At 70.6% G+C, this 12,746-nt stretch carries 12 protein-coding genes; 6 read left to right on the top strand and 6 right to left on the bottom strand.

Annotation, left to right across the window (positions count from 1 at the left end; all coding sequences use genetic code 11):
* Nucleotides 1–132 precede the first annotated feature (132 nt).
* Nucleotides 133–621, top strand: coding sequence for a Dps family protein (locus ABD705_RS11670; protein WP_344783758.1), 489 nt, complete (start codon nt 133–135; stop codon nt 619–621).
* A 92-nt stretch (nt 622–713) separates the two neighbouring features.
* On the opposite strand, the gene ABD705_RS11665 is transcribed toward ABD705_RS11670, so the two are convergent.
* Both ABD705_RS11665 and ABD705_RS11660 read right to left on the bottom strand, forming a co-directional pair.
* Nucleotides 714–1,715 carry an Fpg/Nei family DNA glycosylase gene (locus ABD705_RS11665; RefSeq protein WP_344783756.1) on the bottom strand — a complete coding sequence of 334 codons (1,002 nt, stop codon included), beginning with the start codon at nt 1,713–1,715 and terminating at the stop codon, nt 714–716.
* Nucleotides 1,715–2,212: a ribose-5-phosphate isomerase gene (locus tag ABD705_RS11660; protein ID WP_344783754.1), complete on the bottom strand. Its 498-nt coding sequence runs from the start codon at nt 2,210–2,212 to the stop codon at nt 1,715–1,717. The genes ABD705_RS11665 and ABD705_RS11660 overlap by 1 nt, the downstream gene beginning before the upstream one ends.
* Before the next feature lie 139 nt (nt 2,213–2,351).
* On the opposite strand from ABD705_RS11660, the gene pepN reads away from it, so the two are divergent.
* From pepN to ABD705_RS11640, 4 genes are all read left to right on the top strand, one after another.
* A complete protein-coding gene (gene pepN, locus ABD705_RS11655) occupies nt 2,352–4,898 on the top strand; it encodes an aminopeptidase N (protein WP_344783752.1) in 2,547 nt (848 codons plus the stop codon).
* A 69-nt stretch (nt 4,899–4,967) separates the two neighbouring features.
* Nucleotides 4,968–6,083, top strand: a complete 1,116-nt coding sequence (locus tag ABD705_RS11650; protein ID WP_344783750.1) for a mechanosensitive ion channel family protein — start codon at nt 4,968–4,970, stop codon at nt 6,081–6,083.
* Complete coding sequence (locus ABD705_RS11645; RefSeq protein ID WP_344783748.1) at nt 6,080–6,529, top strand: globin; 450 nt, start codon at nt 6,080–6,082, stop codon at nt 6,527–6,529. The genes ABD705_RS11650 and ABD705_RS11645 overlap by 4 nt, the downstream gene beginning before the upstream one ends.
* Complete coding sequence (locus ABD705_RS11640; protein WP_344783746.1) at nt 6,526–8,193, top strand: FAD-binding dehydrogenase; 1,668 nt, start codon at nt 6,526–6,528, stop codon at nt 8,191–8,193. The genes ABD705_RS11645 and ABD705_RS11640 overlap by 4 nt, the downstream gene beginning before the upstream one ends.
* Before the next feature lie 4 nt (nt 8,194–8,197).
* Here ABD705_RS11640 and ABD705_RS11635 read toward each other — a convergent pair whose 3' ends face one another.
* Nucleotides 8,198–8,890, bottom strand: a complete 693-nt coding sequence (locus ABD705_RS11635; protein ID WP_344783744.1) for a DUF8185 domain-containing protein — start codon at nt 8,888–8,890, stop codon at nt 8,198–8,200.
* A 67-nt stretch (nt 8,891–8,957) separates the two neighbouring features.
* Between ABD705_RS11635 and ABD705_RS11630 the strand changes: the two genes are divergently transcribed.
* A complete protein-coding gene (locus ABD705_RS11630; protein ID WP_344783742.1) occupies nt 8,958–9,845 on the top strand; it encodes an acyl-CoA thioesterase in 888 nt (295 codons plus the stop codon).
* A gap of 33 nt (nt 9,846–9,878) precedes the next feature.
* Here the strand turns inward: ABD705_RS11630 and ABD705_RS11625 are convergent, their stop codons facing one another.
* The 3 genes from ABD705_RS11625 to ABD705_RS11615 form a co-directional block, all read right to left on the bottom strand.
* Nucleotides 9,879–10,409 (bottom strand): acyl-CoA thioesterase, encoded by a 531-nt coding sequence (locus tag ABD705_RS11625; RefSeq protein ID WP_344783740.1) that lies wholly within the window; start codon nt 10,407–10,409, stop codon nt 9,879–9,881.
* Nucleotides 10,402–12,081 carry an energy-dependent translational throttle protein EttA gene (gene ettA, locus ABD705_RS11620; protein ID WP_344783738.1) on the bottom strand — a complete coding sequence of 560 codons (1,680 nt, stop codon included), beginning with the start codon at nt 12,079–12,081 and terminating at the stop codon, nt 10,402–10,404. The genes ABD705_RS11625 and ettA overlap by 8 nt, the downstream gene beginning before the upstream one ends.
* A 111-nt stretch (nt 12,082–12,192) precedes the next feature.
* Nucleotides 12,193–12,741 (bottom strand): DUF6993 domain-containing protein, encoded by a 549-nt coding sequence (locus ABD705_RS11615; protein ID WP_344783736.1) that lies wholly within the window; start codon nt 12,739–12,741, stop codon nt 12,193–12,195.
* Between the last annotated feature and the right edge of the window lie 5 nt (nt 12,742–12,746).

Here is a 12,746-nt window from a genome sequence, read left to right as displayed (position 1 = left end):
GGCCCACATTCCGGTATCGGGCGGCGCGTGCGGCGTGCCGGGCGCAGCCGAGCGAGGTCGGGTTGCGGAATGCCCGCACGGCTCTAGCGTTGAGGGGGTATGAGGCACCCACACCGAACCGGAGGCCATGACATGCCCAAGACCGATACCACCACCCCGACCGCCGCAGCCGACCCGACCGTCGCCGCCGGCTCCGCGCAGTTCCTGACCCCGCTCGTGCTGGGCCTGCAGGCCCTGGGCGTGAACGGCAAGCAGGCGCACTGGAATGTGCGCGGTGCGAACTTCATCGCCATCCATGAGCTGCTCGACCAGGTCGTCGCGCACGCGCAGGGCTGGGCCGATCTCGCCGCCGAGCGGGTCATCGCCCTGGGCCTGCCGATCGATGCACGCGCCAACACCGTCACCGACAAGGTGCCGGCCACGGCCGTCGGCGCCGGCTTCGCGCAGTGGGAAGACACCGTCCGCGCCATCATCGCCGACATGGATGTCGTCATCGCCGACCTGCAGGCGGCCATCGACGGCCTGGACGAGATCGACCTGACCAGTCAGGACATCGTGATCGGCATCAAGGCCGGCGTCGAGAAGGACCGCTGGTTCCTGGTGGCGCACCTGGCCGCCTGACCCGCATCCCGCCTCTCACGAACGCCCTCGGCCCCCGGCCCGGGGCGTCCGCTCGCCCCGCGGCCCTCATCCGGCGCTCACAGGGTTCGGGCTCACGCCTGGCAGTACGGGCACCAGTACAGCTTGCGGGCCGCGGCTTCTTCGACCACGATCGCCGTGCCGCACACCCGGCACGGCAGCCCGGCGCGGTGGTACACCCAGTGGCGGTCGTCCCGGCTGGCCATCGCCTTGCGGTAGGCCTCCGGGTCGAGGTCGTCCATCGTCATCATCTGGCCGGTCGCAACCCCGATCTGCAGCAGGCGCACCCAGTCCCGCCAGATCCCCCGCACCACCTCTTCGGGCACCTCGCGCCCAGGGGTGTGCGGGTTCTGGCGCGCCCGATACAGCAGTTCGGCCCGGTACACGTTGCCGATGCCGCTGACCACGCTCTGGTTCATCAGCAGCAGGCCGATCGGGGTGGGCTTGCGGCGCACGACGGCGGTGAACCGCTCCTCCCCCTCGGCCGGGTCGCCCACCAGCGGGTCGGGGCCGAGCCCTGCGAGGGTGGCCAGCATCTCGTCGGGGCTCTGCACCTCGCAGGCGGTCGGGCCGCGCAGGTCGGCGCAGGTGATATCGGTCAGCAGGCGCAGCCGCACCTGCCCGACCACCGGCGGCGGCCACTCGGTCCCCTCGTCGGCCAGGCCCTTGGTCTGCTCGCTCATGCGCACGTGCACGCGGGTGCGCCGGGGTGCGCCGATGGACGTCAGCGAGTTCTCGCCGGCGGCATCCATCACCCGCTCGTCGCCCAACTCGGTGCCGCGCTGATTGGTCTGCCCCATCCGGCCATTGGCCGATGCGATCGTCGGGTCGACGAGGATCTCGCCGGCGAAGTCCCACGCGCCGTACATGCCCAGGTGCACGCGCAACCACAGGTCGTCGTCGAACGCGAGGAACATCTGCTTGCCGACGGCCCTGACCTCGGTCGCGACCCGCCCGTTCAGCAGCGACGCGCCCTCGGCGAAACGGCCTTGCGGGCTGGATGCCGCGACCTGGCGGGCGACGAAGTTGCGGTCGAACTGCCGGGCTATGCGGTGGACGGAGTGGCCCTCGGGCATCAGTGCGACTCGGTCGCGCGCGGATCGGGCTGCAGCGAACCGTCGTCCTCGAAGAGGCGGATCTGCGAGATGCGGCGGGAGTGGCGCTCCTCGGCCGAGAACGGTGTCGCGATGAACCGGTCGATGAAGCCGGCGGCCTCTTCGAACGTGTGCTGCCGGGCGCCGATCGCGATCACGTTGGCGTCGTTGTGCTCGCGCGCGAGCTCGGCGGTGGACAGGTTCCACACCAGCGCGGCGCGGATGCCGGCGACCTTGTTCGCCGAGATCTGCTCGCCGTTGCCCGAGCCGCCGAACACGACGCCCAGCGCCGGGATCCCCGCGGACTGGTCGGCGACGACGGCTTGGGCGGCGCGGATGCAGAAGGCCGGATAGTCATCGAGCGCATCGTATTCGAGGGGTCCGTGGTCGATGACCTCGTGACCCTGGTCGCCCAGATGGTGCTGCAATCGGGTCGAGAACTCGAGGCCGGCATGATCGGTCGCGATGTGGATGCGCATGGCTCAATCCTAGGGAGGTCGCCGGCGGGGGCGCCCCCACGCGCAGCCGGGAACCCTGACGTAGGCTGAATGGGTTGTCGCCGGTGCCAGCAGCGCCGTGCGCGGCATCCATTCCGCCCACACCCCCGGGAGCATTGCAGTGCCAGGAGAGAACCTCACCCGCATCGAGGCGCAGCAGCGCCGCACCGTCGTCGACACCGCCGAGTATGACGTCGTCCTTGACCTGACCCGCGGCCCGGAGGTGTTCGGCTCGCGGTCCACGGTGCGCTTCACCGCCACCGAGGGCGCCTCGACGTTCATCGACCTGATCGCCGCACAGGTGCACGCGATCACCCTGAACGGCACGCCGATCGACACCGCCGCATTCGCCGACTCGCGGATCACGCTGACCGGCCTCGCCGCCAGCAACGAGCTGGTCGTGGATGCCGACTGCCGGTACACGAACAGCGGCGAGGGCCTGCACCGCTTCGTCGACCCGGTCGACGGCGAGGTCTACCTCTACTCGCAGTTCGAGGTGCCCGATTCGCGCCGCGTGTTCGCGGTGTTCGAGCAGCCCGATCTGAAGGCCGGCTTCCAGTTCACGGTCACCGCGCCGGCCGGGTGGAAGGTCGTCTCCAACTCCCCCACGCCCGACCCGGTCGCCGACGACCACGGCGCCGCGACCTGGACGTTCGCGCGCACCCCGCGCATCTCCTCCTACATCACGGCGCTGATCGCCGGCCCATACGAGGCGACGTTCTCCGAGCTGACCAGCTCGTCGGGCCGCGTCATCCCGCTCGGCGTGTATGCGCGCAAGAGCCTGTGGCAGCACATGGACGCGGACTACATCTTCGACAAGACGCGCCAGGGCTTCGCCTACTACGAGTCGAAGTTCGACTACCCGTACCCGTTCGAGAAGTACGACCAGCTGTTCGTGCCCGAGTTCAACGCGGGCGCCATGGAGAACGCCGGCGCGGTCACCTTCACCGAGACGTATGTGTTCCGCAGCAAGGTGACCGATGCCGTCAAGGAGCGCCGGGTCGTGACGATCCTGCACGAGCTGGCGCACATGTGGTTCGGTGACCTGGTCACCATGAAGTGGTGGAACGACCTGTGGCTGAACGAGTCGTTCGCCGAATGGGCCTCGACCATCTCGACCGCCGAGGCCACCGAGTGGACGCACGCGTGGACGACCTTCAACGCCATGGAGAAGAGCTGGGCCTACCGGCAGGATCAGCTGCCCTCGACCCACCCGGTCGTGGCCACCATCAACGACCTCGAAGACGTCCAGGTCAACTTCGACGGCATCACCTACGCCAAGGGCGGGTCGGTGCTCAAGCAGCTGACCGCCTGGGTCGGCATCGACGCGTTCTTCGCGGGTGTGGCCGCGTACTTCGCGAAGCACGAGTGGGGCAACACCGAACTGTCCGACCTGCTCGCCGAGCTCGAGACCACGAGCGGCCGTGACCTGTCCGCCTGGTCGAAGAAGTGGCTCGAGACGGCCGGCGTGAACACCCTGTCGCCGCTGATCGAAGACAACGCCGACGGCGTGATCACCCGGTTCGCGGTGGTCCAGACCGCCCCGGCCGACTACCCGACGATCCGTCCGCACCGGCTGGGCATCGGCTTCTACGACCTCGAGGGCGACCAGCTGGTGCGGGTGCACCACGTCGAGCTGGACGTGGACGGCGACCGCACCGACGTGCCCGAGCTGAAGGGCCTGAAGCGCCCCGACCTGGTGCTGCTCAACGACGACGACCTCGCGTACGCGAAGATCCGCCTCGACGACCGCTCGCTGGCCACCGCCGTCGCGCATCTGGGCAAGATCGCCGACCCGCTCGCGCGTGCACTCGTGTGGGGCGCCGCATGGGATCAGACACGGGATGCCGAAGCCTCGCCGAGCGACTACGTCGACCTGGTGCTGGGCAACATCGGCGCCGAGACCGAGTCGACCACGATCCGCACGACCCTGAGCCAGCTGCTGCTGACGGCCACCGCATACGTGGCGCCGGAGCACCGGGACCACACCCGGGTGCGCGTCGCCGATGGGCTGTGGGCCCTCGCGCAGAGCGCCGTGGCCGGCAGCGACGCCCAATTGCAGCTGGCGACGACGTTCGCCGCCGCCGCGTCGACGCCGTCGCACTGGGCGCAGGTGCAGCGGCTGCGCGACGGCGAGGTGACCCTGCCGGGCCTGCAGATCGACACCGACCTGTCATGGCAGCTGCTCATCTCCCTCGCCGCCGGCGGCCTGGTCACGGCATCCGACATCGACGCGGCGCTGGCCGCCGACAACACCGCCAAGGGCGGCGAGTTCGCCGCGCACGCGAAGGCGGCGCTGCCCACGCACGAGGCCAAGCAGGCCGCCTGGGACAGCCTCGTGAACAGCGACACGCTGCCGAACACGGTGGTGCGCTCGGCGGCGGCCGGCTTCGTGAACCCCGCCGGGGTGACGCTGCTCGAGTCGTTCGTGCAGCCGTACTTCGACATGCTGCTGCCGGTGTGGAACAGCCGCACCTACCAGATCGCGAGCTACTTGATCACGGGGCTGTACCCGGCGCCGCTGGCCGACAAGGCGCTGCGCGATGCGACCCGCGCATGGCTCGCCGAGCACGCCGACGCGCCCGCCGCGCTGCGGCGGATCATCGCCGAGAACCTCGCCGGCGTCGAGCGTGCGCTGTCGGTGCAGGCCCGCGACCGGCAGGACTGATCCGGCAGCCGGCACGGATGCCTCGCACGCAACAGCCGGGGCGGGGCATCCGTCATTAGGATCGAGTCGATGCCCCCTGTGCTGCTGACCCCGCTGATCCCGGCCGCGACGACGGCCGGCGAGCCGACCCTGCTGGAGCGGGTCCTCAACGGGCTGGCGGTGGCGGGATGGCGAACGCTGGGCGCGGTCGGCATCGTCGTCGGTGCGGTGATCATCGCCTGGCTGCTGCGCATCCTGATCCGCCGCATCGTGGCCCGCATCGTCAACGGCGCCAAGCACAAGGCGCAGGTCGACGATACCCAGGCGCTGGAGCGCTCGCCGCTGGCCGCGGTGCGCATCGTCCAGCGCACGCGCACCCTGGGCACGATCCTGAGCAACGTCGTCAACGTGCTGATCGGCGTCATCGCCATCGTGCTGGTGGTCAGCGTGCTGTTCCCGGGCGTCCTCGGCTCGTTCGCCCTGCTCACCGCGGCGCTCGGCGCCGGCCTGGGCTTCGGTGCGCAGAACATCGTCAAGGACGTGCTCAACGGCATCTTCATCGTCGCCGAGGACCAGATCGGCATCGGCGATGTCGTCGACCTGGGCCTGGCCACCGGCGTCGTCGAGTACGTCAGCGTGCGCGTCACGCACGTGCGCGACGTCAACGGCACGCTCTGGTACGTGCGCAACGGCGAGGTCACCCGCATCGGCAACATGTCGAAGGGCTGGTCGCGCGTGATCGTCGATGTCGGCGTCGCCGCGGGCGTCGACGTCGATGCGGCCGAGGACCAGATGCTGGATGCCGCGGCGGGCCTGGCGAAGGACCCCAAGTGGCGCTCGCGGATCACCGGATACCCCGAGCTGTGGGGCCTGCAGCAGATCGACGGCGAGACGCTGGTGCTGCGCATCGTGCTCAAGACCCGTGCGAACGCGAAGGACGACGTGGCCAGCGAGCTGCGCCGGCGCCTGCGAGCCGCGCTGAGGGCGACCGGCACGGAGGTGTCGGGCCTGAACTCGGTGGTGCTCGAAGGCGCCGAGGGCGCGCAGCGGGTGCGCGGGGCCAATCCCCCCAGGACGAAGCCGAACCCGATCGCACCCAGCGATGTGCACTGGAAGCCGAAGTCGAAGAAGGGCCGCAAGCGCGACGCGTCGGCCGGCGGCGAGGGCCCCGCCGAAGGCGCCGGCGACGCGAAGGAGAAGCCATGACCGATGCCGCACCGATGACCTTCTATGAGGAGGTCGGCGGGCACGATGTCTTCGTGCCGCTCATCCACGACTTCTACCAGCGGGTCGCGCAGGACGCGCTGCTGCGCACGATGTATCCGCTGCACGACATGGACGGCGCGGAATGGCGGCTGCGCACCTTTCTGGAGCAGTTCTGGGGCGGGCCCACGGACTACAGCCAGCGGCGCGGACACCCGCGGCTGCGCGCGCGCCACGTGGCCTTCCACGTGAATCCCGAAGCCCGCGACCACTGGCTCGGCCACATGCGCGACGCGCTGGACGAGCAGAACCTGCCGCCGCTGCACGCGGACGTCATCTGGGACTACCTGCAGCGCTCGGCATACGCCATGGTGAACACGTTCGAGCCGACGCCGCCCTACCCGCCCTCTCCGGCGGCGCCCACCGACGCCGCGGAGCGGACGGTATGAGCACGGACACCGCCCACAGCGCCGACCTGCTCGTGATCGGCTGGGGGCTGGCAGGCCTGGTCGCCGCCGGCGAGGCGACCGCGGCCGGCAAGCGGGTCATCGTCGTCGACCAGGAGCCGCGCACGAACCTGGGCGGACAGGCCTGGTGGTCCTTCGGCGGGCTGCTGTTCATCGACTCCCCCGAGCAGCGCCGGTTCGGCATCAAGGACTCGTTCGAACTGGCCCGGCAGGACTGGTTCGGCACCGCCGGCTTCGATCGCGATGAGGACGCCTGGCCCCGGCAGTGGGCCGAGGCCTACCTGCAGTTCGCACATCAGGAGAACCGCGCGTGGCTGCGCGAGAAGGGCGTCGGCTTCTTCCCCGTGCCCGGCTGGGCCGAGCGCGGCGGCTACACCGCCGCCGGGCCCGGCAACTCGGTCCCGCGCTTCCACATCACCTGGGGCACCGGACCGGGCCTGGTGGCGCCGTTCCAGAAGGCCCTCGAGCAGGCCGAGGCAGCCGGGCGCCTGAGGGTGCTCCCCCGGCACCGGGTGGCGGCCCTGACCGTCGACGGCGGCACGGTCACCGGTGCGACCGGCGACGTCCTGGCGCCCTCGGGAGCCGCCCGCGGGTTCGCCAGCTCGCGCGACGTGGTCGGCTCGTTCTCGGTCTCCGCCACCGCCACGATCGTCTCCTCGGGTGGCATCGGCGGCAACCACGACCTGGTGCGGCGGAACTGGCCGAGCCGGCTGGGCACGCCGCCGCAGACGATGGTCACCGGCGTGCCCGCCTACGTGGACGGGTCGATGCAGCAGGTCAGCGCCGACGCCGGCGCCCGGCTGATCAACGCCGACCGGATGTGGCACTACGTCGAGGGCATCCAGAACTGGGATCCGGTGTGGCCCGGTCACGGCATCCGGATCCTGCCCGGACCGTCCTCGGTGTGGCTGGATGCCACCGGCAAGCGGCTGCCGGTGCCGCTGTTCCCCGGCTTCGACACGCTCGGCACGCTGGAGTACCTGCGCGGCACCGGGTACGACCATTCCTGGTTCATCCTGTCGCAGCGCATCATCGAGAAGGAGTTCACGCTCAGCGGCAGCGAGCAGAACCCCGACCTCACCGAGAAGAACCTGCCGCTGCTGCTGCGTTCGCGGCTGGGCAAGGGCGCGGCCGGCCCGGTGCAGGCGTTCCTGGACCATGGCGCCGACTTCATCGTGCGCGACACGCTCGACGAGCTGGTCGCCGCGATGCGGCAGCTGCCCGGCGGCGAGGCGCTGGACGGGCAGCGGGCGCGTGAGGAGGTCGAGGCGCGCGACCGCGAGATGGCCAACCCGTTCACGAAGGACGCGCAGATAGCGATGCTGCGCTCGGCGCGCTCGTACCGTGGCGACAAGCTCGTCCGCACCGCCGCGCCGCACCGCATCCTCGATCCGAAGGCCGGGCCGCTGATCGCCGTCAAGCTGCACGTGTTGACCCGCAAGTCGCTGGGCGGCATCGAGACCGACCTGTCAGCCCGTGCACTCGCGCCCGGCGGACAGGTCGTGCCCGGCCTGTACGCCGCCGGCGAGGCGGCCGGCTTCGGCGGTGGCGGCATGCACGGCTACCGGTCGCTGGAGGGCACCTTCCTGGGCGGATGCCTGTTCTCGGGGCGGGTCGCAGGCCGGGCGGCGGCCGCCGCCCTCTGAGCGGTCAGTCCACGAGTGCGGCCACGTGCCCGGTCTCGCGCACCTCGGTCATACCCAGGTGCGCGGGTCCGCGCAGCAGCACATGACCGCGGCGCAGCGTCAGCCGGGTCCACCGGCCACAGGTGCGCACCCCGACATCCTCGGCGTCCTCGCCGATGAACCCCAGCGTGCGGGCGACGAAGGCGACCCCGCGCGGCAGTCCGCCGAGGTCTTCGTCGGGAGCGCTCCAGATCTTGCCGCGCACGGCCTGCACGATCAGATCCCCCGGGTCGATCGGCAGCGCGTGCGCGACCGCCGACATCCCCCACTGGGCGCGTTCGGCCAGCACGGCGAGGTCGAGCGTGCCGGCGTGCGACCAGCCGCTGCGCGGCACTTCGGCCGCCGACCACAGCGGCGGCGGCACCGCCGTCTCGGGCAGCTCGACCGCTTCGGCGTCGTCGTGCGCGATCTGCAGCAGCGCCGCCTCGACGACCAGATCGCAGTCCAGCTCCGGATCCACCGGCAGCAGCCGCATCCCGATGATCGTGGGGGTCGAATCCAGCAGCCCCTGCCGCAGCAGCGGGGCGGCGGCGGTCACCAGCGTGCCGCCCGACGCCCGCAGGTGCACGGCGCCGTCGCCCGCGCGCGCGGCGCGACCGGCGAAGGTGATCAGGTCGGCGGCCGCGTACGCATCCGGGAACACGAGTCGCTGAGCCATCAGTCCTAAACTACCAAGCAGACACCCACCGGGCGCCGAGGTGCCCGACGAGAGCGAAGAGAGTTCTGTGACCGACGCCGCCGTTCCCACAGATCCGATCGACGCGCTGCTGGAGGTGCTGAATCTGGCGGATTCGGGCGCCCGCACCACGGAGGACATCTTCGTCGGCGTCTCGCAGCCGATGCCCGAGGGCCGGGTCTACGGCGGTCAGGTGCTGGCGCAGTCGATCGTGGCCGCGCAGCGCACGGTCGAGGCGGAGCGCACCCCGCACTCGATGCACGGCTATTTCCTGCGGCCCGGCGACGCGGCCCAGCGCATCACGTTCTCGGTCGATCGCATCCACGACGGCCGCTCGTTCTCGACCCGCCGCACGCAGGCGTTCCAGAACGGCGTGCCGATCTTCTCGATGATCTCCTCGTTCGAGGCGGAGTCGCCCGGCCTCGACCACCAGGCCCCGATGCCCGACGGCATCCCCGCGCCGGAGGATCTGCCCACGGGCGACGAGCAGCTGCGGGGGCTGCACCCGCTGTCGCAGCGGCTGCTGCGCGACCGCCCTGTCGAGCTGCGCTATCTCGACCGGCCCATCTATGCGCCGGGGCAAGATGACCCCTCGCCGCATCAGGCGGTGTGGATGCGCACCCGCCGGCAGCTGCCGGACGATCCGGCGGTGCACCGGGCGGCGCTCGTGTATCTGACCGACATGACGATCCAGGAGACGATCCTGCGGGCGCACGGCATCTCGTGGGCGACGCCCGGCCTGAAGCTGGCCAGCCTCGACCACGCCATGTGGTGGCACCGGGACGGCCGGGTGGACGAGTGGATGCTGTACGTGCAGGAGTCCCCCAGCGCCCGCGCCGGCCGCGGGCTGGCGCAGGGCCGGCTGTACACCCGGGCGGGCGTGCTGCTGGCCTCGGTGGCGCAGGAGATCATGGTGCGCGTTCCGGACCAGAGCTGACCGACCGGCCGACATCGGCGGGCCCGGTTCCGCTCAGCGGCGGTGTGAGAAATGCACGGCGGGCCCCAGATAGGGTTCCCACGCCGCCCGCTCGACCTCGCTGATGCGGATCGGGCGGCCGCTGGCGGCATCCACCTTCACGACCGTCGTCGTCGCGCGGACATAGACGGTCTGCGTACCCTCGGCGGGCGCGGCCTCAGCGGGTGGAGAGTCGGCGGGCGCGGCCTCGCGTGGCGAGCACACCTCGTAGCAGACCTCGAGGCTGCTGCCGATGACCTTGGAGAACCACATCTGCACGTCCAACGGCTCACGCTGGTAGGGCACCGGGGCGCGGTACTCGATCTCCTGCCGGGCGATCAGGGTGAGCACCCCGCTGTCCAAAGTGGCATCCATCACCGCCGTCGACGGCGCATGCTCACCGGCCAGCGGCCGCCACAGCGCGCGCACCCGCGCCTCTTCGAGGAGCTTAAGCATCGTCACGTTGTTGACGTGGTTGTAGGCGTCCAGGTCGCCCCACCGCAGCGGGATGGGGATGTGCAGCCGCCTCTGCTCGCCCTCAGTCACGCGTGAGCTTCCGGTACGTCGAGCGGTGCGGGGTCGCGGCGTCGGCGCCGAGGCGCTCGATCTTGTTCTGCTCGTAGGCCTCGAAGTTGCCCTCGAACCAGTACCACTGGTCGGGCTTGTCGTCGGTGCCCTCGTACGCGAGGATGTGCGTCGCGATGCGGTCCAGGAACCACCGGTCGTGGGTGATCACCACGGCGCAGCCGGGGAACTCCAGCAGGGCGTTCTCCAGGCTCGACAGGGTCTCGACGTCGAGGTCGTTGGTGGGCTCGTCCAGCAGCAGCAGGTTGCCGCCCTGCTTGAGGGTGAGGGCGAGGTTGAGCCGGTTGCGCTCGCCGCCCGAGAGCACGCCGGCCTTCTTCTGCTGGTCGGGGCCCTTGAAGCCGAACTTGGACACGTAGGCGCGCGACGGGATCTCGATCTTGCCGACGGTGATGATGTCCAGGCCGTCCGAGACGACCTCCCACAGCGTCTTGTTCGCGTCGATGCCGGCCCGGGTCTGATCGACGTAGCTGATCTTGACCGTCTCGCCGACCTTCAACTGGCCGCCGTCGATGGGCTCCAGGCCCACGATGGTCTTGAACAGCGTGGTCTTGCCGACGCCGTTGGGACCGATCACGCCGACGATGCCGTTCGGCGGCAGGCTGAAGCTGAGGCCGTCGATCAGGGAACGGTCGCCGAAGCCCTTCTGTAGCTTCTTCGCCTCGATCACGATGCTGCCCAGGCGCGGGCCTGCGGGGATCTGGATCTCTTCGAAGTCGAGCTTGCGGGTGCGCTCGGCCTCGGATGCCATCTCTTCGTAGCGGGCCAGGCGGGCCTTCGACTTCGCCTGCCGGCCCTTTGTGTTCGACCGCACCCAGTCCAGCTCGTCGGCGAGGCGCTTGGCGAGCTTGGCGTCCTTCTTGCCCTGCACCTGCAGGCGCTCGGCCTTCTTCTCCAGATAGGTCGAGTAGTTGCCCTCATAGCCGATCAGCCGACCGCGGTCTACCTCGGCGATCCATTCGGCGAGGTGGTCGAGGAAGTACCGGTCGTGCGTGACGGCGATCACGGCACCGGGGTACTTCTGCAGGTGCTGCTCGAGCCACTGCACGCTCTCGGCGTCCAGGTGGTTGGTGGGCTCGTCCAGCAGCAGCAGGTCGGGCTTCTGCAGCAGCAGGCGGGTCAGCGCGACGCGGCGCTTCTCCCCGCCCGAGAGGGTGTCCACCGGCGCGTCGCCGGGCGGGGTGCGCAGCGCGTCCATCGCCTGCTCGAGCTGCGAGTCCAGGTCCCACGCGTCGGCGGCGTCGATCTCCTCCTGCAGCGTGCCCATCTCGGCCAGCAGCGCATCGAAATCGGCATCCGGGTCGCTCATCAGCGCCGAGATCTCGTTGAAGCGGTCGACCTTGCCCTTGATCGCGATGCCCTCCTGGATGTTCTCCAGAACGGTCTTGGTCTCGTCGAGCTCGGGCTCCTGCATCAGGATGCCGACGGTGTAGCCGGGCGAGAGCATGGCCTCGCCGTTGGACGGGTGGTCCAGGCCCGCCATGATCTTCAGGATCGTGGACTTGCCCGCCCCGTTGGGGCCGACCATGCCGATCTTCGCCCCGGGCAGGAACGCCATCGTCACATCGTCGAGGATCAGCTTGTCGCCCACAGCCTTGCGGGCGCGGACCATCTGATAGATATATTCAGCCATTCGAAAGTGCTCTCCCTGCGTGACGACGTCAGCGTCCCAGCCTACCCGGCTGCGGCCCTGCCGACCTGCGGCGGGCGATCGCCAGTCGTTGACGCCGGTGGCACCCAGCGGTCACCAGTCGATGACGCGGGTGGCGCCCAGCAGGCAGCCGCCGCCGGCGAGCCCCGGAAGCACCGTCGTCACCGGCGCGCCGGTGTCGGGGCCGACCTGTCCGACCAGGCACTGGCCGTCCGGCCACCGCACCGAGAACTCGATCGACTCGGCGGGATGGCCCACCGTCGACTGGTCTTGCGTGACCTGCATCGCCTTCTTGTCGAACCCCGCCGTCACGAGCGCATCGATGTACGCCCGCCCCTCGACCTTGCCCGCACCGGCGGCCACCTGGGCCACGACGGCGCGGAACCGCGGCAGGTTCTGCTGCGCGGTGCCGGCAGCGTGCGGCTGCGTCGACGTCGCACCCGGCGTGCCAGAGGGCTCGACCACGGGCGGCGGCGACACGCTCGCCGGCGGCGCCACGGTGCCGGTCGTCGCCGGGCCGGCCACCACCGGGTCGGCCGAGCCACCGCCGGTGCATCCGGCCAGCGTCACCGCCACGCCCAGCGCGACGATCAGAGTCAGCGCACGGCGCGGCACCGACGCGAGGACGGGACGCAGACGCACCCACC

Origin of the sequence: Microbacterium kribbense, from assembly GCF_039537285.1 — a bacterium.
GTDB classification, from domain to species: Bacteria; Actinomycetota; Actinomycetes; order Actinomycetales; family Microbacteriaceae; genus Microbacterium; species Microbacterium kribbense.
This window is presented reverse-complemented; position numbering and strand designations above follow the sequence as displayed.